This window comes from Ignavibacteriales bacterium, assembly GCA_015709675.1.
Taxonomy (GTDB): domain Bacteria; phylum Bacteroidota; class Ignavibacteria; order Ignavibacteriales; family Ignavibacteriaceae; genus H2-BAC3.
The window spans coordinates 1990234-2015314 of the sequence record CP054182.1 but is presented as its reverse complement, the minus strand read 5'-3'; the positions used below and the strand labels follow the sequence as shown (position 1 = coordinate 2015314).

Here is a 25081-nt window from a genome sequence, read left to right as displayed (position 1 = left end):
TATAACTCAAAATTTCACAACTGCAGAATCTGCCGCGCCAGGGAAATCACCTGTTCCGGCAATATATCCCTGATGTTATCCGACTCCCGCAGCCAGTATTTATTCTCTCCCCGCGGCGCCCACTGATGCGGATTAGTCATTCCAAAAAGAGATATCTGAGGGACGCTCTCCGCCCCTGCCACATGCATAATACCTGTATCATTGGCGATGAAGAGATCAGTATACTGCATAAGAGCTGCAACTTCGGCTATAGTGCGGTTGGTAAAAAAGAATACTTCCCCCTGAATTCTGCTGTTAATTTCATCAATAATCCCCTGCTCCTGCTTACTCCCTGTTGCAACAATAAAAATCTCTTTCCTCTCCGGATGTTGTCCGGCAAGTTCCGTAAGACGGTTAATCACTTCCGCGAAATTTTCCGCCGGCCAGATATTCGGCGGCTTTCCCGCTCCCGGATGTATGCCAAGAACTATCTGTCCTTCACGCCACCCTGCTGACTTCAGGGCTTCAAGTGCATTGGCGCTTTCCTCTTCAGTGTAATTTATATCAGGTTTCAGTTCACCGTGCTGTACCTTTACGCTCCCCAGATTCCGCATCATTCTATCCCATACATGCAGATTTTCATCCGCGCGGAAATCAAGCACCACCCGCTCATGAAAGAAATAAGCGGAATCATTCTCCATCCCGTCAAGAGATTTTGGCCCAGTCTTAAATCGTCCGTTTGCAATACCCGCGAGCAGATTACTCGTAAAAGAAATTGATACCACAACCGGTGTAAGCACCAGATCATAGTCCCGCTTAAGAAACCGGTATAAATCCCTCAGAAATTCAGCATCAAAAAGTTTCTTTTTGTCAAAATTAAAAATGGCGGCAAGAAACGGATTATGCTCCGCTCCGGAGATATTCTGCGGTGAGGCAATCAGATATATATCAGAATCCGGCCAGCTTTCCTTCATTGCGCGGAAGAGTACCGTGCCGGCTATCATATCCCCTAGCTGATTATGAGGACGTATTACCAGAATCTTCTTCGGTACAAAATCCTCCGGCAGCGTTTTTTCCTGAACACCCCATATCCCCCTGCAGATCGCATGGAGAAGTATTTCAGTTATGTTCATCATGAAGACTACTTTTTCCCTTTATCATCATCTTCATGAATCTCGGTAAACTTTGCATCTTCAATATTCCGCTTTTCCTTCTGAGCAGAGTCATTTCCCCTGACCCGTGAATTATCAGCCCCGGTCATTTCTCTGAATCGTCTTACCACTACCGCTTTGGCAATTCTGTAAAAAATATAAATCAGCAGAAGAATCAGAATATATCTCAAAATATCCCCTTCCCTTCAGGATTAAAATACTCAATAAATGCTCGGTCTTCCCGGAATATCTCCTTATATAAGGCGTTAAATTCCGTCTCATTATTCACAAAGTCAATTCCGGTTGTATTAATTATCAGAAGCGGACTGTGCGAATACTTAAAGAAAAACTCCTTATAGGCATTGCTCAGAGCAGTCAGATAATCAGCCGTCACTGCTTTTTCCATCTCCCGGTTCCTTAGCTGTACATTATACATGAGTCGGTCAACATCACTGTCCAGAAAAATCACCAGATCCGGCTTGCGTATATTCTGCGAAAACATCGGGTAAATCGAATCATACAGCCGGAACTCCTCATCAGAGAGATTAATGCTTGCGAAGATACGGTCTTTTTCAAATATATAATCAGAAACGATATAATTGGTAAAAAGCGAGTTCTGATGCAGCCCCTCAAGCTGCTTATATCTGCTTACCAGAAAGAACATCTGCGTCTGAAACGCAAAATCCGCTTTGCTTTTATAAAATTTATCCAAAAACGGATTTTCCTCAAACTTTTCCAGAATCAGCCTGGCCCTCATTTTTTCGGCTAGCAGCCTTGCCAGCGAGGTTTTTCCGACCCCTATCACCCCTTCGATGGCGATGTAATTTATCTCATTCATCATACAGATTCCTCCTCCGGTTCATATACCCCGGTCACATAACGGTTTTCCCCTGTAAAATCCAGATCACTCAGTTTTTGACCTGTCTCCGGATTTTCTGCATCCGGCATCAGTTCCAGAAGTGGTACCACAAAAAAATCCCTGCTCATCAATCCCTTGTGCGGAATGTCCAGCACCTCCGAATGATATACCTGATCCCCGTAAAGCAGTATATCAATATCAACTTCACGTGCTCCCCATCGCTGCCGCTCAATTCTTCCTGCCTGCCGTTCTGCATTTTTTATGACGGCAAACAGTTCCTCAGGCGGTAAATCCGTCTGAACCTGCAATACCAGATTCAGAAACTCCCCCTGATCCGATACCCCAAAGGGTCTTGTGCGGTAAATCGATGATCTGCCCCCCACCCGTATTCTGCTGTTATCTGCCAGAATCCGCATCGCTCTGAATATATATTCTTTGCGCGGTTCAATATTGGAACCAATCCCGAGATAAACGGTTACTTCCATTCTCTCAGAAACTCATTCCGTTCTTTAATGATTTCCACTTCAACCGATTCTACAACTCCGCCGATGGGAGGATTGTTCTTCCGTATCCGCACTTCCAGTTTTTCAACAGTCTCGAACTTCCGGAAAAGATCATCGGTTATTTTTGCCGCCAGCGCTTCAATTAAGTAATACTTTTTTGCTATGGCGGTTTCATGCAATACCTGATACACCTTTTCGTAGTCAATGGTATTTTTCAGCTGGTCTTTTTCCGAGGCCAGAGAAAAGTCCGTATAGATGACAATATCCGCCTCAAATTTGCCGCCGACATTCTGTTCGCTCTGAAACACGCCATGATAGGCATAAAACGAAGCTTTGTTTATTCTGATGATATTTTTCATAATGTTCAGGTCTGATTTTTCTTATTGAATACGAGATTAGCGATTCCGAGCCCCGCTACCACAAGAGCGCTCCCGATGAGATCTTTTTCAGATAATTTTTCAGCCGCAAAAATCCAGCCCGCAATTACCGCAATGACCGGAGTGATAAACGCAATAAAGGAAAGAAGCAGCAGCGGAATCCGTTTTAGAAGATAATAATACGTTGTAAAAGTTATTACGGTACCGAATATACCAAGATAGAGCGTTGTGCTGATACCGGCAGCGGTAATCTGTTTTACCGGCTCAGGTTCAATAATCGCTGAAGAAATAAAAAAACTTACTCCGGCAATCAGAACAGGTATAAAATTCACCGAAAGTGCATTCAGATACGAACCATGCTTCTTAAAGAGCACCAGAATATATGCCTGCATAACAGCACTTATCAGAATCATAAACATTCCGATAACATAAAGATCAGATCCGCCGCCGATACTGTTATGAAAAATCGTATATACCCCCGCAAATGAAAGAACCATTCCTGCAACCTTGCGCGGAGTGATTTCTTCATTGCGCAGAATAAAGTGGGAGAAAACCGTCACACCAAACGGATAGACCGCAAAAAGCACCGCGGCAAGTCCGCTGCTCACATGCTGCTCTCCCCAGTAAACCATGCCAAAGGGAACAAAGAAAGAGAACATGCCGAGCATGATATAGATCAGCATGGACTTTTTATCAAAGGGAAGCGGAATCTTTTTCAGGTAAATAATGGCGCCTAGCACCACTGCCGCGACCACAAACCGCAGCCCTGCAGAAAAGAACGGGGCAAAATCCTCCAGACCGAGCCGGATCGCAAGCCAGGTTGTTCCCCAGATAAGACAGAGCAGAATATAGAGTAATATATATTTCAGCAGCATCAGTTTTTCTCCTTCATCAGTATCATACCCACAGCGCGGCCGGAAACCTGTCCATCCCTACGGTAAGAGTGGAGCAATTTCTTGCTGCTGTAAGAGCAGAGCCTGCTTACCTGTATATTTTTATCCGGTATCCCGAAGGATGTGAGTATATCAAGATTAAATAGCGGGATATTCAGCAGAAATTTTTCCTTTTTCGGAATAAGATATTTGGAGGGAAATTTTTGCGCTACTTCCGGGCCGACCTCATACACCTCCCCGGAAATTGAAGGTCCAAAATAAATATACAAATCATCCGGATGTGAATTCCATTTGTCCTGCAGAAATTCCAGAGCTTTTCTGACAATCCGTTTTTCAGAACTTTTCCAGCCTGAGTGAATCCCGGCTATTACATGGTTTTTTTTGTCGTAGATAAACACAGGAAGGCAGTCAGCAGAGGAAACCACCAGTCCGAGCCCGGTTACATCAGTCACAAGAACATCTGAGGAGGGGCTTAGTCCCGGTTTTGTCACATAGGTGATGGTATCCTCATGAACCTGATACTGGGTTGCAACGTCTGATGAAGTGATGCCGAACCAGTTATAAAACCGCTCCTTTCGTGCCATAACCGCGGCAGGATCATCCCCCACAGAGGCAGAAAGGTTAAAATAGTAGGGGGGGAGCGCTTCCGGGTCAGTTTTTGTGCTGAAACCGCACTTTATTTCCGGAAAGACGTTAAATATCTCTGGTTCTATTATTATCATTATTTTTACAGATTCAGATTCATAATTTAGCAAAAAACCGCTACTCAATCAGGCGGTGAACGGAAAAGAGGATCAAGGTTTGAAAGTACTTATCAGCAACGATGACGGCATAGATTCAACCGGCATAGCCGCTCTTGCAGAGGAATTCAGAAAATTCGCAGATGTTACCGTGGTGGCACCGCTCAGAGAGCAAAGTGCCGTCGGCCACGCAATTACCATGAAAACACCCCTTCGCGTCATTCATTATCATAAAAACAGTGATTTTTTCGGATATGCAGTTGACGGCACCCCGGCAGACTGTGTTAAAATGGGAGTGAGAAATATCCTGAACAGCAACCCCGATATCGTGGTCAGCGGCATTAACCATGGCTCCAATACCGCAACCAATGTGATATATTCAGGAACCGTATCAGCAGCCCGTGAGGCGGCAATCATGGATATCCCGGCTATTGCGGTTTCGGTTACCAGCCATCACGCGAAACATTTTCACTTCGCCGCCGAGCTTGCGGCTCATTACGCAAAAATTATCGTAAAAAAAGGACTCCGCCCGGGTACGCTGCTGAACCTTAACGTACCAGATCTCCCCCGGGAAGAGATCAAAGGTGTGCTCTATACCCGTCAGGGTAAATCCAAATGGGATGATATTTATGAAAAGCGCACCGACCCCTATGGAAGAGATTATTTCTGGCTCACCGGCAATCTGGTAGAAATGGATGCCACGCCGGCATTTGATCAGAGAGCGATTTCAGAGAATTACGCTTCAGTAACCCCTATTCATTTTGATCTGACCGATTATGAAGAACTCAGCCGCATAGCTGAGTGGGATTCAAAGTTCTGAGCAGACCCGTATGAATGAATTGAGGGATGCTGCTCTTGATATAGCAGGAAGCTGGCCATGGCTTATCTTTCTGCTTTTGCTGCTTGGTATATATGCCTGGTTCAGTTACCGGTTTACCCTGCCCGTGGTTTCCAAAGCCAAACGATACCTCTTACTCGGTATCAGGGCTGTGGTTGTGCTGCTGATACTCTTCCTTATGTTTGAACCGGTACTCAGTCTGTTTTATGAAACCAGACTGCAGCCGGTGCACTATGTTGCAATTGACCGGTCGGCGTCTCTTGGTTCCGGGAAAGATTCGGCCGATAAAGCCACACTGATGAAAGATATAACCGGACAGTTCAGCTCAAAATCAGGTGATGTTAACTTCCGGTATATCCTCTTTGACGGGCACGCAGAGTTTGCAGAAAATGAACAGCTTGCGGCACTCACCTATACCGGTAACGCTACCGATATGGAAGCGGTAATTAATGCCATACCGGATGATGTGCCTGCAGCATCACTAACCATTATCTCTGACGGGATTATTAATAAAGGGGGGAATCCCCTCACCCGTGCCGACCGGCTTGGCTATCCGGTATATACCATCGGAGCAGGCGACACTTCGCGGAAAAAAGATGTCAGCATCAGAAGCATCATTCACAATGAAACCGTTTACGCCGGAACGGAAACAAAGATTAATGTAACCGTCAGCTCCTTCGGCTTCAGCGGTGAGGCACTCACCGTAAGTTTATATGAGGATAACAAACTCATCAGTTCTGAGATTCTAACTCTCACAGCTGACGGAATTACCAGTGTACTCTTTTCCTACAAACCGTCAGCCCCGGGAGAAAAGAAAATCACCGCGGAAGTAACCGCACCCAAAGGTGATGAGCAGCCGGGCAATAATAAGAAAGTGGCGTATATAAATATCCTCACTGATAAACTTAAGGTTCATCTGATTGCGGGTTTCCCCTCTTCCGATGTTTCGTTCATCAGAGCGGCGCTGCAGACTGATACCAGTTTGAAGGTAACTTCACTTATTCAGATTGCTCAGGGGAAATTCCTTGAAGGTAATTACAGCAAGACTGATGCAGAAAAAGCAGATATACTGTTTCTGATTAATTTTCCTGCTGCTGAAACTTCACCGCAGATGCTTGAGGATATACGGTCAATTCTTGCGGGCAAAAATACTCCCTTCTATATATTGCTTCCTCCTTTCACCGATGCACAGAAACTGCGCGTACTTGCCCCGTATCTGCCGTTTGATGTCATTATGTCGCAAAATGGCGGAAATAAGGAGGGTATACTGCCAAATCTTAATGAGGCCTTTAAATTACATCCGGTTATCAGAGCAGGAGCGGGTTCGGTGCCGGGGAGCATTAACGGACTTCCCCCCATTGTGCAGCCGGGCTGGGTGCTCAGGAATAAGGCCGGTGCTCTGCCGCTTATAACCATCAGGCAGAATAATGTTACGCTGGATGACCCGATGCTCACGGCGATGTCGCTTGGCAAACTGCGGGTTATTGCCTTTAACGGAGCCAATCTGTGGCGATGGAAACTTAACACGAATGAAGCTTTTGATTTTGACAATTTTATTATAGGTATCGCCCGCTGGCTGGCTTCAGCGGAAGAAAGAAAACTGCTCACGCTTAAACCGGTAAAGAAACTGTTTAGTGAGAATGAAGCGGTGGAGATTTCAGCGGAACTGCTGGATGAGAGCCGCAACGCGCTTGAGGGGGAAGAGATCACACTGACACTGAGTTCACAAAATGTGCAGAGAGAATATATAATGAATGAACTGGGGCGGGGGTTATATGAAATCGTTACGGACCAGCTCCCGCCGGGGGATTACAAGTATAAGGGCTCGGTTACCCGGAACGGACGGCTTTATGCGGCTGACTCAGGGCGGATCAATATCGGGGAGATTGATTTTGAGCGCTCTAACCTGACGGCGGATGCAAATTTTCTTGCGGCACTGGCGTTTTATTCAGGAGGGAAATATTTTGACGGCAGTAATTTTACCGGTATCTTTAATGAATACAGCCGCCTCGACCAGAAAAAAGCTCCTGTCAAAAGCACGGTGGACGAGCACCGCATCTGGTCAAATATATATATACTGATATGTATCATACTGCTGCTTTCAGCAGAGTGGTTCATGCGAAAAAGAGCCGGGATGCTCTGATGCAAGCGGGGGGAGTGCTTAAAAGCTTTGTGCAGCTCTTCTTTCCCGAGACCTGCGCCGGGTGCAGGGAACGTTTGCGGGAAGATGAACTGTATATCTGCGGTGAATGCCACAACTCACTCACCATTCTGACCCCCGGGGAGCGGCTGGCTGAATACAACGGAAGATATAAATCCGAAAAACTGATTGATGAAATCTACCCTCTTTTCGGGATGATGCGAGATTCCATCGAAATTGAGATTATCCACCGGATAAAATACCGTAATAAGCAGAAGCTCGCGCACTGGCTCGGTCAGCTTCACGCAAAAATGATTACTGATTATTGTGATTATGACTTCGTTTCACCTGTTCCCCTCCACAAACTGAAACTGCTCGAACGCGGATATAACCAGAGCGAACTGATTGCCCGCGGAATTTCGGCAGAAAGCAACATTCCCTTTAAGAACTGCCTGAAGAAAACGGTATATACGGAAACCCAGACGCACAAATCAGCATTTGAACGAAGGAAGAATATCCGGAATACCTTTGAACCGGTTCAGGGGGCTGACATAACGGGAAAGTGGGTGCTGCTCGCTGATGATGTGCTGACCACCGGGGCAACGGTGAGTGAGTGCGCAAAAGTGCTGAAGGAAAACGGTGCGGCAAAAGTGGCGGTAGCCACTATTGCATTAACAATCTGATTACACCCGCTCAGGTAACGAAACGCGGGATCTGGTTTGCGTGTTTTTGCCGATTTTAATTGTAGGCGTGGTCTTCCTGACGGGCATACACTAGGACAGGTCACGACTTGTCCCTACAATTTTTTCATAATCCGTAAGGATAACTCGTGAGTTGTCCTATTGTGTATATGTTTTTCCAAACCCAGCATGCATTAGGACAGGTCACGACCTGTCCCGACAATTTTCATTTCATTCTGTTGGGATACCTCGTGAGTTGTCCTATTGTGTATATGTTTTTCCAAACCTGGCATTCATTAGGACAGGTCACGACCTGTCCCTACAATTTATTCATCATCCGTAGGGACAACTCGTGAGTTGTCCTATTGTGTATATGTTTTTCCCAACCTAGCATTCATTAGGACAGGTCGCGACCTGTCCCTACAATTTTTCATAATCTGTAAGGATAACTCGTGGGTTGTCCAATTGTGTAAATGTTTTTCCCAATCCGACATAAATTTGGACAGGTCACACCTGTCCCAACAATTTATTCATCATCCGTAGGGACAACTCGTGAGTTGTCCTATCGTGTATATGTTTTTCCAAACCTGGCATCCATTAGGACAGGTCACACCTGTCCCGACAATTTTCATTTCATTCTGTTGGGATACCTCGTGAGTTGTCCTATTGTGCATATAATTTTCCCAACCCAGCATTCATTAGGATAGGTCACGACCTGTCTTTACAAATTTTTCATCATCCGTAGGGACAACTCGTGAGTTGTCCTATTGTGTAAATATTTTTCCCAACCCGGCATTCATTAGGACAGGTCACGACCTGTCCCTACAATTTTTTCACAATCCTTAGAAACGATCCGAGAGTTGTCCTAATGTGTATATGTTTTTCGCAACCTGGCATACGTTAGGACAGGTCACGACCTGTCCCTACAATTATTTCATTATTCGTTGGGACAACTCGTGAGTTGTCCTATTGTGTATATGTTTTTCCCAACCGGCAACATTAGGACAGGTCACGACCTGTCCCTACAGATTTTTTGTCTGATTACATCCGCTCGGGTGCTGAAACGCCGAGTATCTGAAGTCCGTTTTTAATCGTCTGACGCACTGCTGCACAGAGTGTTAACCGCGCCTCTGCAACCGTTTGTTCACTCCCGATTATTCTGCAGGAAGTATAGAAACGATGGAACAGCCCCGCAAGATCTTCAAGATATACCGTAATGCGCTGCGGTTCAAAATTTTCTGCCGCTATCAGCACTTCGTTTTCAAACTGCCACAGTTTTCTGAGAAGGCGTATTTCATCTTCGTGTGAAAGACCGCCTGCAGGGTTATCCGTCAGTCCGATTTTCTGTTCTTCAGCCATTCTCATGATCGAACAGATACGGGCATGTGCATACTGGAGATAAAAGACGGGATTTTCATCCGTCTGTTTTTTTGCAATCTCCAAATCAAAATTCAGATGCGTGGTAATGCTGCGCATATTAAAAAAGTAGCGGACTGCATCTTTCCCCGTCTCGGCTATCAGTTCATCAAGCGTAATGAAGTTTGCCTTTCGGGTGGACATCTTTACGATTTCCTTCCCCTGCATAATGGTTACGAACTGATGGATGAGAACTTTAACCTTTTCGGTATCGTAGCCAAGGGCTTTTAGTCCGGCCAGTACATCGGTATAAGTTGCATTGTGGTCAGACCCAAAAAGATCAACCATCAGATCGTATCCCCGGTTGAATTTGGTTGTGTGATAGGCAATATCAGGCAGGCGGTAGGTCGGCTCTCCCGTTGATTTGATGATTACTTTATCCGCATCCTGTCCCATTTCTGAAAGTTTCAGCCAGGTAGCTCCCTCTGACTCGTAACTAAGGTTCTTTTCCTTAAACAGCTTCATGACGTCATCAATTTTTCCGTCGGTATATAAGCTGTTCTCGTTATAATAGTTCTGAAATACAATACCGATGGAACGGAGTGTTTTTTCTATATCGGCAAAGATTTCCTTTTCCGCGGTATCTTTAAATAGATCAGCAGGGGCATTTTCGCGCAGGGAATCGCCGTACTGTTCATGAAGTTTTTTTGCGATATCAATGATATATTCCCCCTGATAATGGTCTTCCGGGAAATCAATCTGCTCACCGAGGAGCTGCAGATAGCGGTATTTTACGGAGTCACCCAGCACACGCATCTGGCGGCCGGCATTGTTAAAATAATACTCACGGTCTACCGTATATCCGATCCACTCCAGCAGCGAGGCAATGGTATCACCCGAGACAGCGTTTCTTCCGTGTCCTACGGTGAGCGGGCCGGTCGGGTTGGCAGAAACAAACTCCACCATCGCTCTTTTACCGGAGTATATATCCGATTTGCCGAAACTCTCTCCTTTTTTCAGGATGGCGGGAATGATGCCGGAGGTATAATTATGGGTAAATCTGATGTTTATAAAGCCCGGGGGTGCTATTTCAACTTTTTCAATAATTGCCGGGTCATATTTCAGCTCCGCGACTATTTCATTCGCAATATCAAGCGGGCGGCGCTTCAGATATCTGGCAAGCATCATGGCAGCGCTGCAGGCAAGATCGCCATGAGACTCCTGCTTAGGGCTTTCAAAAAAGACGGGGACTTCATTCAGATAGGGCAGCTTTTGGGCAGCCGCGTCAAACAGTTGCTTTACGTACGTTCTCACTGGTCGGTATATACGGGGTTATGCTACAGGATCGGTTACTTCTTTTACGGGAACATCAGCCCAGAGGCGTTCAAGGTTATAAAACTCCCGCACATCTTTCTTGAAAACGTGAACCACCACATCAACATAGTCAAGCAGCACCCAGTTCAGCGATGTATATCCTTCCTTACCGAGAACGCGGATGGATTCATCCCTCAGTGTTTTTTCAACATTGTCTGCAATGGCTTTCACCTGGGTATCGGAGTCGGCGGAGCAGATAACAAAATAGTCCGTTAATGTGGTCACCTCTTTGAGGGCAAGGATCTTAACGTCAAATCCTTTCTTTTCGAGCATAAGCTCTGCTGCTTTTTCAGCAAGTGCTTCTGAATTCAAAAGATCAGTTTTCCAGTTTTAGTTGTTTAAAGTCCTTTCCGGCGATGACTGATATATCCAGCAGGCGGGAAGGGTTAGTTATTGTAACAATACGAAGAGAATCAAGCCCGAGCTTGGCGCTGATGATTTTCGCTTTCTGATAATCACCGGAAAGATTCACCACAATTGTTTCAGCAATGTCAAAAGTTTCATAGTTTCCGGTCTGCAGAATGTCAATGCCGGGACCGCGGAGATAGTCGGCGATCATGGCGCTGGCATTCGGGATTCCGGAACCATTCAGCACCTCCACCGTTATGATATCCCCTTTGCCTGACTCAACGGTTTGTTTATTCCGGTCCCCCTCTTCAGCGGGAAAAATGAGCAGAAAAAGGTAGATGCTGACAAGGAGATTTATCAGGATTGCAGAAATCAGAAGTAGCTTTTTAAACCGCTCTTCTTTTTCTGAAGAACCGGCTGATAATTCATCCATGCCGCAGCGGCGTTACTTCCCCTGATTCAGTGAGTTATCCCACATCGCATCAAAAAAGGGATTGCCATAATAAAATCCGTTGCCGTATCCGTTTCCATAACCATAGTAACCGCGGGGAAGCTGCTGATAGGAAAGATTAACGGTAAAATTTTTCCATGGCTGATAATTTAACTGTGCGCGGGAAATGCGGAGACCGCTCAGGTCTTCACCAAATGTACCGCCGAAAGTATTGTACGGAGAATGTGAAAGCTGTGCATCAATCTGAAAATTCAGATTGCTCGCGAGCTTAAAAAACATGCTGTTTGTATATACTCCAAGCGCGACTCCGTGACCTCCCCCGGCAGAATAGGACATGGAATAACTATGATGCATGGTGAACCGTGAAGGGTCGAATAATCCGAAAAGGAAGCTGTCTGACTCATCAACAATAAAGCTCTTAACGCCGGGTTTCAGGATTTCAGTATCCTTAAACTGCCCGAGTGCAGAGGATGAAAACACGATCACGAGAGCGAGTGCTGTCAGAAGATTCTTTTTCATGGTTACTCCGTTTTTCAATTTTTTATAGATGTAATCTTATTCTGTTTATCAACAAAAACAATTCTTGGCTTATGGCTGCGGGCTTCTTCCTCGCTCATGTGAGCATAGGTAATAATCACCACTTCATCCCCCTTGTACCCTAACCGGGCAGCGGGGCCGTTCAGGCAGATGGTACCGCTTCCGGGCGCACCTTCCAGAACATACGTTTCCAGCCGGCTGCCATTGCTCAGGTTTACTACCTGAACTTTTTCTCCCGGGAGAAAGTCAGCGGCATCAATCAGTTCTTTGTCTATGGTAATGCTACCTTCATAGAACAACTCAGCTTCGGTAATGGTTGCCCTGTGAATTTTAGACTTGAACATTTCCCTTGTCATAAGCACACAATCCGTCAAAAATACAAAAATTCTAATTTGCAATATAAGCCAAAATGGCGGGATAATCCCCGTCCGGGATATGGTAATTAGATGAAAGTGGGGGGAAAATGTTGCGGGAGAATGGTGAATGGTGGGTTGGGAGGGAGTCTGCCGCGAATATAGGAATAAAATGCATGAAAAGATGAAATTTTGGGAATCTTAACTTTTCCCTTGCATCGTTTAATGAAATCCGATATTTTGCCCGCCATGAATAGATTATTTGTCAACCATCATTCAACACCGAACTGCGCCGGCCGATTTAGCTGGTGGTGGGGTGGATATTGTTTTGATGCATAGGCGGTAATCTACATATTTTTACGGAAGAACCCTTCCAGGATTACCCCTCCTGGAAGGGTTTTTTGTTTTATACACATTACTTATGTTATTCAGAAAAAGTACCTTAGAAGAATTTAACAGGCTCAGCAGGGATTATAACCTTATCCCGGTTTATGAATTTATCCCCGCTGATATGATCACCCCGGTGCTGGCCTATCAGCGCATCCGGAGCAGCGGAAAGTTCACCTTCCTGCTGGAGTCGGTCGAGGATTCTCTGAACTTTGGCAGGTATTCTTTTATCGGACTCAATCCGGCAAAAGAACTGCTGAACTTTGGCGGACGGACTCTGCTCCGTGAAGGGGGCAGGGAATCAGCACTGCCGGATGATATTTTCTCCGCTCTTAAAAAGGAGCTGGAGGGCATCTCACAGCCGCAGATTGAGGGCCTCCCCTATTTCAAAGGAGGGGCGGCAGGATTCATCGGATATGAAAACACGGAACTGCTTGAGCCGGTTCTGGGAATTACGGAGAAATCCTCAGAACAGCCCGACTCCTGCCTTGGAATCTTCCGGGAACTGATTGCCTTTGATCATCTGAAACATCAGCTTATACTGATCTGCAACGTTCACATCAAACCGGATCAAAGCAGGGCTGAGCAATTCACCCCGGCGCAGGAACGGCTTTCCGCGCTTAAAACACTTCTTTCCGCTCCCCGTCCGCATCCCGGCCCTTTCAGCATTACTTCATATATAAAACAGGCAATTGATTCCGCCCGGTTTACTGAATCTTTTAACCGGATCAAAGAACATATTCTTGATGGTGATGTGTTTCAGCTGGTGCTTTCGGAAAAATTCAGTGCTGAGTTTGATGGAGATCCGTTTCATGTGTACCGCGCTCTGCGGATGATAAATCCCTCCCCCTATATGTATATACTGGAAATGCCCGGGGATATGAAAGTAATCGGAACTTCACCGGAAGATTTAGTCCGTGTGAAGGATGGCAAAGCTGCCATACTCCCCATCGCCGGAACCAGAAGAAGGGGCACCACGGCAGCAGATGATAACCGGCTTGCCGAACAGCTGATGAATGATCCTAAAGAAAACGCGGAACACACCATGCTGGTTGATCTTGCACGGAATGATCTTGGCAGAGTATGCGCTTATGGAACGGTTTCACTAAAAGAGGACCGGAGAATAAAAATGTACTCTCACGTAATGCACATTGTCTCCCGGGTTGAGGGGGAAGTGCGTGAAGATATATCAGCGGTGGATGTGCTTGCAGCAAGTTTTCCGGCGGGAACCGTAACCGGCGCTCCTAAGGTGAGAGCAATGGAGATTATTAAGAACCTTGAAGCCGTACAACGTGGTCTGTATGCAGGCGCTGTCGGCTACTTTGATTTCTCAGGAAATATGGATATGTGTATTGCCATCAGAAGTTTTTTTATTCACAGGAATATCATAAGCTGGCAGGCAGGCGCCGGAATAGTGCTGGACAGCCGGCCGGAGCTTGAAATGAAAGAGATATATAACAAGGCACGCGTTATGACCGAAGCCATTCAGGCAGCAGGGAGGATTGATGAACATACTCGTTATTGATAATTACGATTCCTTTACCTATAATCTGGTGCAGCTGGTCGGAAGTTCAGGTCATACGATCATCGTAAAAAGGAATGACGCGGTTACCATTGAGGAGATAACCGCAATGGCACCGGATAAAATACTCCTCTCCCCCGGTCCCGGCAAGCCGGAGGATTCAAAAATTACGCTTGATATACTGCGCCGGCTTTCAGCAGCCATTCCCACCCTTGGTGTCTGCCTCGGGCATCAGGCAATCGGGATTGTCTTTGGCGCAAAAGTGAGCCGGGCTCCGAATATCATGCACGGAAAAACTTCAAGCATTACGCATGATAACAAAGGAGTGTTCAGAAATCTGCCGCAGGGATTTACCGCAACCCGGTATCATTCATTGGTAATTGAAAAAGAATCGCTTCCGGATATACTTGAGATCACTGCTGAATCAGAAGATCACCTTATCATGGGCGTGCGGCATAAGTCACTGCCCGTAGAAGGAATTCAGTTTCATCCGGAATCCATACTCACCACCGAAGGAAAACATCTGATAAACAACTGGCTTGAACAATGACATCAATGTATCTTAAACAGTTAATTGAGGGGCACCGTCCTGAAATGAAAGAAGCGTACGAAATAATGAACTCGGTGCTCTCAGGCGCGGTATCGGCATCATTGCTTTCATCACTGTTAACCGCGATGCGTATGCGGGGAGAAACACCTGAAGAGATAGCCGGATTTGCTCTTGCCATGCGGAGTAACTCCCGGCAGTTCACCTATTCAGGAGGACCGCTGGTTGATCTCTGCGGAACCGGCGGAGATAACTCATCAACAGTGAATATATCAACCATAGCTTCATTCATTGTGGCGGGAACAGGTATCAAAGTAGCCAAGCATGGCAACAGGGCTGTCTCAGGCAAATGCGGCAGCGCGGATATACTTGAGGAGCTTGGCTGCTCCATTGATCTTGATGATGAACAGATTACGGAGTGCCTTAACAAATCCGGTTTTGCTTTTTTCTTTGCACCTAATTTCCACACCGCGATGAAGCACGCAGCACCGGTCAGGCGGGAGCTCGGCTTCAGGACGGTGTTTAATATGCTCGGCCCGCTTACCAATCCTGCCGGAGTTAAAAGACAGATGACCGGCACCTTTACCGATGAGGCTGCAAGATCGCTTGCAAGAGCAGCAGCGCTGCTTGATTATGAAAAGATAGCACTGCTTTGCACAGAGAACTCGGTTGATGAACTGCTCCCGGGTAAAGAAGCATTAGTAATAACCGTTGAAGGAAAAAAAATCCGGGAACAGATTATTACGCCTGATTACCCTTCACTGAGCAAAAAAAATCCGGAGGGGCTTTATGCAGCAACTAAAGAGGAAAGCAAGCGGGCTTTTCTGGAAGTGATTGATGAGGCAAAGGAGAGTTACACATTCTCAGCCGCGGTAATCAATGCAGCAATGACGCTTACCACCGCCCGCGATTCAGGCAGTATGGATCAGGCGATTGAGGAGTGTATTTATGCCCTCCGCTCCGGTGATGCTTACCGGGCTTTTCAGAATTATCTCAAACTGAGCAAAATACCGGTATCATGAAAAAAGATTTTCTTTCAGATATCATAGAAGCAAAGAAGGAAGAAGTCTCTAAACTTAAAAGAGATTTCACCTGGAACAATCTGGCTGATCTGGGTTCACGCTTCAGCAGACGTCTTTCACTTGAGGAAAGTATCCGCAATACCGCCGGGACAGCCATTATCGCTGAGATCAAAAAGGCAAGCCCATCAAAAGGTATCATCCGTGAGGATTTTAACCACCGGAAAATCGCTGACATATATATTGAAGAAGCTGTGGCAGGAATCTCAGTCCTGACGGAGAAAAGCTACTTTATGGGTGCACCGGCGTTTCTTGAAGAACTGGCGCAGGAGAAAATTATTCCGCTGCTCAGGAAGGATTTTATTATTCATGAACTGCAGATTGCGGAAAGTGCATCAATCGGTGCTGACTGCATCCTGCTGATATCAGAACTGCTTTCTGCTTCACAAATCGCTGAATATACACATGCCGCGAATGAACTCGGGATGGGGGTCCTGCTTGAGATGCATGACAGGGATCAGATTGAAAAAATCAGTTTTTCACAGAACCCGCTTATCGGCATCAATAACCGCAATCTTAAGACGTTCGAAACTTCGCTTGAAGCAACAAGAGAAATCAGAAAGCTGATACCTGACTCCGTTACCGTCATCAGTGAAAGCGGTATCAGCAAAAAAGATGATATATCATTCATACAGGATTCAGGAGCAAAAGGGGTGCTGGTCGGAGAGCATTTTATGCGTGCAAAGGATATCCGCTCAGAAGTGAGAAGGATGAAGGAATATTGCAATGGTTAAGGTGAAAATCTGCGGCATTACAAATCAGGAAGACGCACTTTTCTGCGAAAGAGCAGGAGCAAACGCGCTTGGTTTCATCTTTTTTGAACGGAGCAAACGGTATATAGAGCCGGGTGACGCCCGGGATATTATCAGACGGCTTTCTCCGCTCACAGTTAAGGCAGGAGTTTTTGTTAATCATACTGAAGATGAAATCAGGAGAATAAGCGCTCTTACCGGAATAACCGCCATTCAGCTGCATGGTGATGAGGTTGAGGGGTTTCTGGAAGACTCCCCCCTCCCCCTGATACGTGCCTACCGGATTAAGGATGCATCTGATTTCAGCAAATGGAATTATCCGCAGCGGCTCACTCCCCTTTTTGATACCCACTCGGATATATCCTACGGAGGAACCGGAATTCCTTTCAGGCATGAAGATATACCGTCAGAGCTTAGGAGCAGATCAATCATTGCAGGGGGCATCTCAGCGGAAAATTTCGAAGGGGTGTTAAAGCTTAAACCGATGGGGGTTGATCTGGTGAGCAGTCTTGAAAGCACTCCGGGTAAAAAGGATTTTTTAAAAGTACAGCAATTTTTTACTAAACTTTATCAATATCAGGTTCAACAATGATGGTTCTCATGAAGCTGGACAGCCAGCAGCAGCAGATAGAAGATGTATTGCAAAAAATAAGCTCCCGCCACTGCAAAGGGCACGTTATCTACGGCACTTCGCGCATCGGCATTGGTGTCACAGGTGAGGTGTCAAACTTTCAGCCGGATGACTTCCTGTTTATGGAAGGGGTAATGGATGTGGTACGTATATCCAAAAAATTCAAATTGGTATCACGGGAAGTAAAAACTGAAGATACAATTATCCAGATCGGTGAGGAAAAGATAGGCGGCGGTTCGCTTAATATCATTGCCGGCCCTTGCTCCATTGAAAGCCGTGACCAGCTGTTTGATGTGGCAGGCGCGCTTAAGGAGATGGGCGTGAAATTCTTCAGAGCAGGTGCTTATAAACCCAGAACCAGCCCTTATGCCTTCCAGGGACTGAAGGAAAAAGGTCTTGAGCTGCTAAAAGAAATCAAGGACACCTTCGGTATGTATATCGTAACCGAAGTGAAGGATACGGAAACACTCCCCCAGGTAGCGGAAGTAACCGATATCCTGCAGATTGGTGCAAGGAATATGCAGAATTTCTCCCTGCTTGAACGGGTGGGGTCTGTGCAGAAACCCGTACTGCTTAAGCGGGGACTTTCTGCCACTATCGAAGATCTGCTGATGAGCGCCGAATATATCCTCGCCCAGGGGAACTTTGATGTTATCCTTTGTGAACGAGGTATCAGAACCTTTGAAACCTATACACGCAACACACTTGATCTTAATGCTGTGCCGATGATCAAAAGCCTTTCTCACCTTCCGGTGTTTGTTGACCCTTCTCATGGCATCGGCATCTGGGACAAAGTTGAGCCGATGTCCATGGCCTCGGTTGCCTGCGGTGCGGATGGTTTAATGATAGAAGTTCACTGCGATCCGGGTAATGCACTTTCTGACGGATATCAGTCTCTCACACCAAAAAACTTTAAACATCTAATCGGAAAATTAGAGGCACTAGCCCCTATTGCGGAGAAAGAACTTAACTTAGATGTCCAGCATAAGTAATTATAACTTTCCGGATGAACTCGGGCATTTCGGAAAGTATGGCGGCAGATTCATCCCCGAAACACTTTATGCACCGCTGAAAGAACTTGAAAACTTTTATCGGAAGATAAAGGATACACCGGAATTCCTTTCGGAACTGGAGTATTACCACAAAGAATTCACCGGAAGGCCTACACCGTTGACCTTTGCTGAAAATCTGACAAAGCACTATGGCAAAGCCGGTATATATTTCAAGCGGGAGGATCTCTGCCACACCGGCGCGCATAAAATTAATAATGCAATCGGGCAGATGCTGATTGCCATGAAAATGGGAAAGAAACGGATAATAGCAGAGACCGGAGCCGGACAACACGGCACCGCTGTTGCAACCGTCTGCGCAAAATTCGGACTGCACTGTACGGTGTATATGGGGGAAAAGGATATACAGCGTCAGGCACCTAATGTGGCAAGAATGAAACTGCTTGGTGCTTCAGTGGTTTCAGTTACCTCCGGAAGCAAAACGCTGAAGGATGCAACAAATGAAGCCATCCGCGACTGGGTCACTCACGCCGATGATACTCATTATATCATTGGCTCAGCAGTAGGGCCGCATCCCTATCCGATGATGGTGAGGGACTTCCAGTCGGTCATCGGCACCGAAACAAAAGAGCAGCTTCAGCAGATGACAGGAAAACTGCCCGATTATATACTCGCCTGCGTAGGGGGCGGAAGCAATGCAATCGGGATTTTTTATCCGTTTATAAAAGATGAATCTGTCCGCATGATTGGCGTCGAAGCGGCCGGAGAAGGCACCGAAACAAAGAAACACGCCGCAACCATCGGCAAAGGGAGCGACGGCATCTTTCACGGTATGAGAACCTATCTGATTCAGGATGACAAGGGGCAGGTTGTGGAACCCCATTCCGTTTCGGCAGGGCTTGACTATCCCGGTGTGGGGCCGGAGCATTCCTATCTGTATGATATCAAAAGAGTGCAATATGTCAGCGTCACCGATAAGGAGGCATTAGCCTCAGTGAAAACCATCAGCCGGACAGAAGGAATAATTCCGGCTCTTGAGACCGCCCATGCTCTTGCATATTTAGAGAAATTTATGGCTGAAACAAAAACAGGTGAAATAGTTGTGGTAAATATGTCCGGCCGCGGCGACAAAGATCTCTCAACCATCATGAACCAGCTTCACATTGAATAAGATGAGTATATATAACTATCTCGAAGAAAAGAAGGCAAAAGGAGAAAAAATCCTTTCAGTTTTTCTCACTGCCGGATACCCGCAAAAGGAGAATTTCATACAACTTGCTCTGGGAGTACTTGAGAGCGGGGCTGATATGCTTGAACTTGGAGTCCCCTTCAGTGATCCGCTGGCGGACGGACCGGTGATTCAGGCCTCATCCGCACAGGCGATAAAAAACGGTGTAACGCTTAATGATGTGTTTGCTTTCTGCACGGAAATTAAAAAGCGCACACAAAAGCCGGTAGTAATCATGTCGTATCTTAATCCCCTGTTCCACTACGGAGCCGGGAGATTTTTTGAAGACTACAAAAAGTGCAATGCCGATGGGCTGATTCTACCAGATCTTATTCCCGAAGAACTCCCGCAGTTTGATGAGTTTGGCATACCCGCGGAGGAACTTGCAGCCTTTGCAGCACCCACTACTCCGCAGGAGAGACTGCAATATATAGATTCACGCAGATGGTCGTTTCTCTACTATGTCGGTATGCTGGGAACCACTGGTCAGGCGGGCGCTTATTCAGATGAGCAGATCGAAAAAGTCAGGTCTGTCTATTCACAGATCCGGAATAATAAAATGCTGGTGGGTTTTGGTATATCAGGACCTGAAGATGTCAAAAAGATACGCGAACACTGCGACGGAGTAATCGTGGGGAGTCTGATCATCAAAAAACTGGCGGAACATCCGGGTAAATTTGAGCCGGTCTATTCAATTGTGTCGGCTTTAAAAAATGGGCTTTAAAAATTATGAATTATGAAGTATGAAGTATGAAGTATTAGATAACGAGTTAAATTCTTTGCAAAAGTGAAAGAAAAATTATATGAGTTTAGGCAACCTTACTGAGAATAGCCGGTAACTCTAATTCCCGTATATAAAGACCACAAGGAATCGTGCTGAGTCCCAGTTTTGTTATATGGTAACAATGGGTATTCGGCACTTTTTCTATAAGGTTGTGTTTTCTCAGACGAGTTAGTATACGTGATACTTTTGCAGAACTGTAGTTATCACCGAGATTCTCACGCAAGGTTTTGTTTCTGATTCCATTGAGGGCATTACTACCACAATGAACAGCAATAAGCACATCCTGTTCCTGCTTGTCAAAGAAGTTTATCCCTTTAACTGAGCGGCCATTATCTTTGAGGGGATTGCTGAGTTGTTCTAAATTCATTCTCCCGGCTGAGGTATCATCGAAGGAGGCAAGAAAATCAAGGTATCTGCTGTTTACCGCTGTACACTCTTTCCTGAGCGGATGGATACTGTAAATACTCTTTTTCATCTCTGCTTTTTTCCAGGTGATTGTTCCCTGACGGGTTTTCACCATGCGATAGATTCTAAATGCTTTGATATTATTCACCGTCGTCTCAATGCGGAGAACTCCTGGAGCTTTATCATACATTTTAACACTATTTGCACCAATAGCGTGCTTAACGCGAGTTCCATGAATCATTTTATTATAATGAGTAGTGACTTCCTGTTCATAATGAGCAGCAAGCGACCGGTTAAAAAAGGTAGCTATGTTACCTGGTTTGACCAAATGAATACATCTGAGGATTAATTCGTCGTAAAGATGTTTCATTCGATGCTTGTCCTTGAAGACAATATCGGTGGCATATTCTGCCTGAGTAAAAGTCCACTCCGGCCACTGGCGATATTCGGCAAAAACCGGGAGATATCGCCGCATAAATGCTTTCAGCCCGGAGTGTAAATTACCTGCACTGATTTTATCACTGAGTTTTTGTGCTTTCTGAAAATCACTTAGGTAGGTAAAGACATTATCCTGAAGAATATACATGATCCGGTTCTTACGGAGTTTATAAGCCAGAAGATTATGACCGTTAAAATACAACTGAACTTTGCAAGGCAGCCAGGTAGGAATACGAATAAAGCAAAGTCCAAGATATTTATCTAAGAAATACAAATAATAATGCAGGCATTTTGAGGATCGCGCACGAACATCTCCGGTATGAGTGATCTTGTTCCAGGTGGTCTGATATCCGTCGCAAGATTCCATAATTGAGAAAATCGCAACAATGCCTTGCTTGAGGTTCTTTTCAGAAATGATTTTTTTGACTGTATTTTCTTTGTTGACCAGTCTCGGACTCCTGATATAGACAATAGGAACCCGGGTTTTTGCACTAAGAGTCTCCATTTGTGCATTAATTTTATCACGGACGGATTTAGCAAATTTCGTATAGTCCACAAACTTGATCTTGTGTTTGAGCAAAAAAAATTTCATTGCTCCCGGATATCTCCAGCCTGGCATTGTTCCACTGATAATAATCCGGTCAAAACAACTTACAACACCGAGAATATTGTCTTTATATTTTTCCAGAAAAGCCGAGAACATGAGAATCCTTTTGCAATTGAGTTCTCTATATTACGAAAATTACCGTGAATTTACGTGCTTACCATTTTGGTTCTGGCTACGCCAGCGTATGAATTATGAATTATGAATTGTGAATTGTGAATTGTGAATTGTAAATTGTGAAGTATGAAGAATAAAAGAATTAGCCGCATAGCGGCGGCATATTAATAACAAAGACCATAACCCAAAAAACCATTAGCGCCGCAGGTGCGGCATATATGGATCACCATTACTGCAAAAACCTGGCAGTTTGCTGCAATCTTCCAACCCGCTGTCATGTCACCACTCCGGAACTTCTGATTCTTGTCTTTGTCATCCCTTATTAATATTTCAACTCTCTGGGTCTTCATGAGCCGCGCAGCGGCGGCATATTAATAACAAAACCCATAACACAAAAAACCTTTAGCGCCATAGGTGCGGCATATATTATTCACTGTTACCGCAAACACCTGGTCGTTCGCTGCAATCTTCCAACCCGCTGTCATATCGCCCCTCCGGAACTTCTGATGCTTGTCTTTGTCATCCCTTATTAATATTTTAACTCTCTGGGTCTTCATTAGCCGCGCAGCGGCGGCATATTAATAACAAAAACCATAACCCAAAAAACCATTAGCGCCGTAGGCGCGGCATATATGGATCACCATTACTGGAAACACTTGGCCGTTCGCTGCAATCTTCCAACCCGCTGTCATATCGCCCTTCCGGGACTTCTGATTCTTGTCTTTGTCATCCCTGATTAATATTTCAACTCTCTGGGTCTTCATTAGCCGCGCAGCGGCGGCATATTAATAACAAAACCCATAACCTAAAAAACCATTAGCGCCGTAGGCGCGGCATTTATCGATCACCATTGATGGAAACACCTTGCAGGTAGCTGCAATCTTCCAACCCGCTGTCATATCGCCCTTCAGGGGCTTCTGATTCTTGTCTTAGTCTTCCTTAATTAATATTTCTACTCTCCGGGTCTTCATTAGCCGCGCAGCGGCGACATCTTAATAGCAAACGTAATAACCCAAAAAACCTCAAGCGCCGCAGGCGCGGCATGTATGGAACACCATTACCGCAAACATCTGACTGCTGAGATACACGCCGCGGCGTGTCTCTACGGAATGGGGCATACTCACAAATGATTTTGTCAAGCGGAATTCCTCAACATAAAAAAAGGCGCAGAAGACTTTCCGTTCCTCTGCGCCTTGAATAGCTGACTTTGCGTTATAATTTCTGACCGGCTTATTTAAGCAGATTCATCGTCCTGCGTTCAACAAAATTACCTGAACGAAGCTCATATATATAAATTCCTGAACTTAAACCGGAAGCAGAAAACTCCTGTGTATGGGTGCCGCGTTCAACCACACCGTTTACCAGGACTGCTATCTCACGTCCCAACAGATCATATACCTTAAGCGTGACCTGTGCTGCATCTGTCACTGAAAAGGTGATGCGCGTTGACGGATTAAACGGATTCGGGTAGTTCTGCTGCAGACTGAATCCTGATACAGCCAAATTGCGGTCATAGAATACTTCAACAGGAGTATGAATCGCTTTAGCCCCGTCATAATCATGCTGTACCAGACGGTACCAGGCTTTTCCTTCCGCTGGGTATGCATCACTGAAAGTATATCTGCTGGTTTCGGTTATCGTACCGTTTCCGGAGACAAACCCGACAGCAGACCAGTTCTGGTTGTCGGAAGAGCGTTCGATTTCAAATCCGCGGTTATTCACTTCCGAAGCGGTTGCCCATTCAAGCTGCACTGAAGCACCCTGCTGCACGGCGCTGAAGGAAACCAGTTCAACCGGAGTTACATTATCAAGCGTGAAATCAACAATATATAAACCGGTGCTGATATCGGAGATAATCACGTTTCCTGACGGAAAATAAGGATACGCACCCCACGCCCCTTCATAGGTGCCGGAGGTACCGGAGTAGGTATCATACTGCCCGACTTTAACCGGGTTAAGCGGATTGGAGACATCAAGCACCACATAGCCATCCTTATAATAGGATATATGCGCAAAGTGACCCTTTACAAAAATATTATGCACGGGACTGTTCCCCGGCATCTGCCACTGGCCTACCTTCAGATCCCATGAGGTTCTGTCCTGCAGATCCCATACGGTAATATCGCGGACATTAAACTCCTCTGCCCCGATGAAATATCTTTTATCCTCTGTCATCCAGCCGCTGTGAGCATAGATGCCGCTGAGAGCCGCGCTCTGGCTGACCCGCTGGGGATTGGATTTATTGGTAACATCAACCACATCGTAGGTATCTTCGCTTGCCGCATACACGGTATCATTCCAGACATACACATCATGGATATATCCGCTGGTATTGTAAAGAGCCGTTCTGACGGGATTAGCCGGATTGCTCAGATCAAGGATGTGCATACCGCCGCCGTTATTGGTGCCGATCACATAGGCATAACCGTTATCTATATAAATGTTATGTGCACGGGTAAACCATGTGGTAAGGGTATTGACCAGGGTAACACTTGCAGGAAGATTGGAGAGGTCAACAATCTGCAGACCCTGTCCGGTTCCGGTACCCTCGGTGGTGATATACGCGTAATGGCTGTGAGTTTTGATATCACGCCAGATGGAACTTGGTCCCGGTATATACCCAACCTGCACTGGCTGCGCGGGATTGGTTATGTTGACAAAATAGGTACCGTTCTGAGCCCCCATTATGGCGTATTCACGCCCCTGGGAGTCAACGTAGCCCCAGCAGTCATTATAGTCAGTTCCCTGACCCTGCTGAGGATGGAAGCGGCCGAGCAGAGTCACATTCTGAATCTGGGCGGCGGCAAAAAACGGCAAAACAAGCAAAAGCAAAAACACACGGTTCAACTGGGCTGTCCTTTTGGTATAGAAAGAAAGAAGAATGCGAAAATAGGAAAATATTATGAATTATGAAGTATGAATTCTCATTCGTGAATTATGAAGTGTGAGGCATGAAAAATCGGGAGATTTTGATAATTATTCATTTTACATTCTTCTT

General features: G+C 45.8%; 25 protein-coding genes. 11 read left to right on the top strand and 14 right to left on the bottom strand.

What is annotated here, in order from left to right:
* Positions 1 to 14 precede the first annotated feature (14 nt).
* The 7 genes from HRU80_07535 to pgeF are packed head-to-tail and all read right to left on the bottom strand — an operon-like array spanning position 15 to position 4484.
* Positions 15 to 1115 carry a glycosyltransferase family 9 protein gene (locus tag HRU80_07535; GenBank protein QOJ28740.1) on the bottom strand — a complete coding sequence of 367 codons (1101 nt, stop codon included), beginning with the start codon at positions 1113 to 1115 and terminating at the stop codon, positions 15 to 17.
* A 5-nt stretch (positions 1116 to 1120) separates the two neighbouring features.
* A complete protein-coding gene (locus HRU80_07530) occupies positions 1121 to 1321 on the bottom strand; it encodes a hypothetical protein (GenBank protein ID QOJ28739.1) in 201 nt (66 codons plus the stop codon).
* Positions 1318 to 1968: a deoxynucleoside kinase gene (locus HRU80_07525; GenBank protein QOJ30486.1), complete on the bottom strand. Its 651-nt coding sequence runs from the start codon at positions 1966 to 1968 to the stop codon at positions 1318 to 1320. Before HRU80_07525 ends, HRU80_07530 begins: the two co-directional genes overlap by 4 nt.
* Complete coding sequence (folK, locus tag HRU80_07520; protein QOJ28738.1) at positions 1968 to 2474, bottom strand: 2-amino-4-hydroxy-6-hydroxymethyldihydropteridine diphosphokinase; 507 nt, start codon at positions 2472 to 2474, stop codon at positions 1968 to 1970. Before folK ends, HRU80_07525 begins: the two co-directional genes overlap by 1 nt.
* On the bottom strand, positions 2465 to 2851 hold the full coding sequence (gene folB / locus HRU80_07515; protein ID QOJ28737.1) for a dihydroneopterin aldolase: 387 nt from the start codon (positions 2849 to 2851) through the stop codon (positions 2465 to 2467). The genes folK and folB overlap by 10 nt, the downstream gene beginning before the upstream one ends.
* 5 nt (positions 2852 to 2856) lie before the next feature.
* Positions 2857 to 3744 carry an EamA family transporter gene (locus HRU80_07510; GenBank protein ID QOJ28736.1) on the bottom strand — a complete coding sequence of 296 codons (888 nt, stop codon included), beginning with the start codon at positions 3742 to 3744 and terminating at the stop codon, positions 2857 to 2859.
* Positions 3744 to 4484 (bottom strand): peptidoglycan editing factor PgeF, encoded by a 741-nt coding sequence (pgeF, locus tag HRU80_07505; protein ID QOJ28735.1) that lies wholly within the window; start codon positions 4482 to 4484, stop codon positions 3744 to 3746. The genes HRU80_07510 and pgeF overlap by 1 nt, the downstream gene beginning before the upstream one ends.
* A 79-nt stretch (positions 4485 to 4563) precedes the next feature.
* On the opposite strand from pgeF, the gene surE reads away from it, so the two are divergent.
* Genes surE through HRU80_07490 form a run of 3 tightly spaced genes read left to right on the top strand, consistent with a single transcriptional unit; the run spans position 4564 to position 8163 of the window.
* A complete protein-coding gene (gene surE / locus HRU80_07500) occupies positions 4564 to 5322 on the top strand; it encodes a 5'/3'-nucleotidase SurE (protein QOJ28734.1) in 759 nt (252 codons plus the stop codon).
* 10 nt (positions 5323 to 5332) lie between these two features.
* Positions 5333 to 7483 carry a hypothetical protein gene (locus tag HRU80_07495; protein ID QOJ28733.1) on the top strand — a complete coding sequence of 717 codons (2151 nt, stop codon included), beginning with the start codon at positions 5333 to 5335 and terminating at the stop codon, positions 7481 to 7483.
* Positions 7423 to 8163, top strand: coding sequence for a ComF family protein (locus tag HRU80_07490; GenBank protein QOJ28732.1), 741 nt, complete (start codon positions 7423 to 7425; stop codon positions 8161 to 8163). Before HRU80_07495 ends, HRU80_07490 begins: the two co-directional genes overlap by 61 nt.
* A gap of 1038 nt (positions 8164 to 9201) precedes the next feature.
* On the opposite strand, the gene HRU80_07485 is transcribed toward HRU80_07490, so the two are convergent.
* From HRU80_07485 to HRU80_07465, 5 genes are read right to left on the bottom strand one after another with little or no spacing between them, the layout of a single operon-like run.
* A complete protein-coding gene (locus tag HRU80_07485; GenBank protein ID QOJ28731.1) occupies positions 9202 to 10830 on the bottom strand; it encodes an arginine--tRNA ligase in 1629 nt (542 codons plus the stop codon).
* Between the two features lie 18 nt (positions 10831 to 10848).
* The gene (rsfS, locus tag HRU80_07480; GenBank protein QOJ28730.1) at positions 10849 to 11202 is read right to left on the bottom strand and encodes a ribosome silencing factor; all 354 of its coding nucleotides are present in this window, start codon (positions 11200 to 11202) and stop codon (positions 10849 to 10851) included.
* A 4-nt stretch (positions 11203 to 11206) separates the two neighbouring features.
* Positions 11207 to 11671: a LytR C-terminal domain-containing protein gene (locus HRU80_07475; GenBank protein ID QOJ28729.1), complete on the bottom strand. Its 465-nt coding sequence runs from the start codon at positions 11669 to 11671 to the stop codon at positions 11207 to 11209.
* Positions 11672 to 11683: 12 nt separating this feature from the next.
* Positions 11684 to 12208: a hypothetical protein gene (locus HRU80_07470; protein ID QOJ28728.1), complete on the bottom strand. Its 525-nt coding sequence runs from the start codon at positions 12206 to 12208 to the stop codon at positions 11684 to 11686.
* 14 nt (positions 12209 to 12222) lie between these two features.
* Complete coding sequence (locus tag HRU80_07465) at positions 12223 to 12582, bottom strand: aspartate 1-decarboxylase (GenBank protein QOJ28727.1); 360 nt, start codon at positions 12580 to 12582, stop codon at positions 12223 to 12225.
* 418 nt (positions 12583 to 13000) lie between these two features.
* Here HRU80_07465 and HRU80_07460 point away from each other — a divergent pair, with 418 nt between their 5' ends.
* Genes HRU80_07460 through HRU80_07425 form a run of 8 tightly spaced genes read left to right on the top strand, consistent with a single transcriptional unit; the run spans position 13001 to position 20459 of the window.
* Positions 13001 to 14491, top strand: coding sequence for a chorismate-binding protein (locus tag HRU80_07460; GenBank protein QOJ28726.1), 1491 nt, complete (start codon positions 13001 to 13003; stop codon positions 14489 to 14491).
* Positions 14472 to 15038 (top strand): aminodeoxychorismate/anthranilate synthase component II, encoded by a 567-nt coding sequence (locus HRU80_07455; protein QOJ28725.1) that lies wholly within the window; start codon positions 14472 to 14474, stop codon positions 15036 to 15038. The genes HRU80_07460 and HRU80_07455 overlap by 20 nt, the downstream gene beginning before the upstream one ends.
* On the top strand, positions 15035 to 16057 hold the full coding sequence (trpD, locus tag HRU80_07450; GenBank protein QOJ28724.1) for an anthranilate phosphoribosyltransferase: 1023 nt from the start codon (positions 15035 to 15037) through the stop codon (positions 16055 to 16057). The genes HRU80_07455 and trpD overlap by 4 nt, the downstream gene beginning before the upstream one ends.
* The gene (gene trpC / locus HRU80_07445; protein QOJ28723.1) at positions 16054 to 16848 is read left to right on the top strand and encodes an indole-3-glycerol phosphate synthase TrpC; all 795 of its coding nucleotides are present in this window, start codon (positions 16054 to 16056) and stop codon (positions 16846 to 16848) included. Before trpD ends, trpC begins: the two co-directional genes overlap by 4 nt.
* Positions 16841 to 17458, top strand: coding sequence for a phosphoribosylanthranilate isomerase (locus tag HRU80_07440; protein ID QOJ28722.1), 618 nt, complete (start codon positions 16841 to 16843; stop codon positions 17456 to 17458). Before trpC ends, HRU80_07440 begins: the two co-directional genes overlap by 8 nt.
* Positions 17455 to 18489: a 3-deoxy-7-phosphoheptulonate synthase gene (aroF, locus tag HRU80_07435; GenBank protein QOJ28721.1), complete on the top strand. Its 1035-nt coding sequence runs from the start codon at positions 17455 to 17457 to the stop codon at positions 18487 to 18489. Before HRU80_07440 ends, aroF begins: the two co-directional genes overlap by 4 nt.
* Positions 18473 to 19678: a tryptophan synthase subunit beta gene (gene trpB / locus HRU80_07430; protein QOJ28720.1), complete on the top strand. Its 1206-nt coding sequence runs from the start codon at positions 18473 to 18475 to the stop codon at positions 19676 to 19678. Before aroF ends, trpB begins: the two co-directional genes overlap by 17 nt.
* Positions 19671 to 20459 (top strand): tryptophan synthase subunit alpha, encoded by a 789-nt coding sequence (locus HRU80_07425; GenBank protein QOJ28719.1) that lies wholly within the window; start codon positions 19671 to 19673, stop codon positions 20457 to 20459. Before trpB ends, HRU80_07425 begins: the two co-directional genes overlap by 8 nt.
* Before the next feature lie 85 nt (positions 20460 to 20544).
* Here HRU80_07425 and HRU80_07420 read toward each other — a convergent pair whose 3' ends face one another.
* Positions 20545 to 22065 (bottom strand): MarR family transcriptional regulator, encoded by a 1521-nt coding sequence (locus HRU80_07420; protein QOJ28718.1) that lies wholly within the window; start codon positions 22063 to 22065, stop codon positions 20545 to 20547.
* A gap of 1248 nt (positions 22066 to 23313) precedes the next feature.
* The gene (locus tag HRU80_07415; GenBank protein QOJ28717.1) at positions 23314 to 24930 is read right to left on the bottom strand and encodes a choice-of-anchor B family protein; all 1617 of its coding nucleotides are present in this window, start codon (positions 24928 to 24930) and stop codon (positions 23314 to 23316) included.
* Between the last annotated feature and the right edge of the window lie 151 nt (positions 24931 to 25081).

What these genes read in the sequence shown, in the direction of transcription:
- HRU80_07535 (QOJ28740.1), bottom strand. Translation starts at nt 1,115, where the DNA reads ATGATGAACATAACTGAAATACTTCTCCATGCGATCTGCAGGGGGATA.
- HRU80_07525 (QOJ30486.1), bottom strand. Translation starts at nt 1,968, where the DNA reads ATGAATGAGATAAATTACATCGCCATCGAAGGGGTGATAGGGGTCGGA.
- folK (QOJ28738.1), bottom strand. Translation starts at nt 2,474, where the DNA reads ATGGAAGTAACCGTTTATCTCGGGATTGGTTCCAATATTGAACCGCGC.
- folB (QOJ28737.1), bottom strand. Translation starts at nt 2,851, where the DNA reads ATGAAAAATATCATCAGAATAAACAAAGCTTCGTTTTATGCCTATCAT.
- HRU80_07510 (QOJ28736.1), bottom strand. Translation starts at nt 3,744, where the DNA reads ATGCTGCTGAAATATATATTACTCTATATTCTGCTCTGTCTTATCTGG.
- pgeF (QOJ28735.1), bottom strand. Translation starts at nt 4,484, where the DNA reads ATGATAATAATAGAACCAGAGATATTTAACGTCTTTCCGGAAATAAAG.
- HRU80_07495 (QOJ28733.1), top strand. Translation starts at nt 5,333, where the DNA reads ATGAATGAATTGAGGGATGCTGCTCTTGATATAGCAGGAAGCTGGCCA.
- HRU80_07490 (QOJ28732.1), top strand. Translation starts at nt 7,423, where the DNA reads ATGTATCATACTGCTGCTTTCAGCAGAGTGGTTCATGCGAAAAAGAGC.
- HRU80_07475 (QOJ28729.1), bottom strand. Translation starts at nt 11,671, where the DNA reads ATGGATGAATTATCAGCCGGTTCTTCAGAAAAAGAAGAGCGGTTTAAA.
- HRU80_07470 (QOJ28728.1), bottom strand. Translation starts at nt 12,208, where the DNA reads ATGAAAAAGAATCTTCTGACAGCACTCGCTCTCGTGATCGTGTTTTCA.
- HRU80_07465 (QOJ28727.1), bottom strand. Translation starts at nt 12,582, where the DNA reads ATGACAAGGGAAATGTTCAAGTCTAAAATTCACAGGGCAACCATTACC.
- HRU80_07460 (QOJ28726.1), top strand. Translation starts at nt 13,001, where the DNA reads ATGTTATTCAGAAAAAGTACCTTAGAAGAATTTAACAGGCTCAGCAGG.
- HRU80_07455 (QOJ28725.1), top strand. Translation starts at nt 14,472, where the DNA reads ATGAACATACTCGTTATTGATAATTACGATTCCTTTACCTATAATCTG.
- trpD (QOJ28724.1), top strand. Translation starts at nt 15,035, where the DNA reads ATGACATCAATGTATCTTAAACAGTTAATTGAGGGGCACCGTCCTGAA.
- trpC (QOJ28723.1), top strand. Translation starts at nt 16,054, where the DNA reads ATGAAAAAAGATTTTCTTTCAGATATCATAGAAGCAAAGAAGGAAGAA.
- HRU80_07440 (QOJ28722.1), top strand. Translation starts at nt 16,841, where the DNA reads ATGGTTAAGGTGAAAATCTGCGGCATTACAAATCAGGAAGACGCACTT.
- aroF (QOJ28721.1), top strand. Translation starts at nt 17,455, where the DNA reads ATGATGGTTCTCATGAAGCTGGACAGCCAGCAGCAGCAGATAGAAGAT.
- trpB (QOJ28720.1), top strand. Translation starts at nt 18,473, where the DNA reads ATGTCCAGCATAAGTAATTATAACTTTCCGGATGAACTCGGGCATTTC.
- HRU80_07420 (QOJ28718.1), bottom strand. Translation starts at nt 22,065, where the DNA reads ATGTTCTCGGCTTTTCTGGAAAAATATAAAGACAATATTCTCGGTGTT.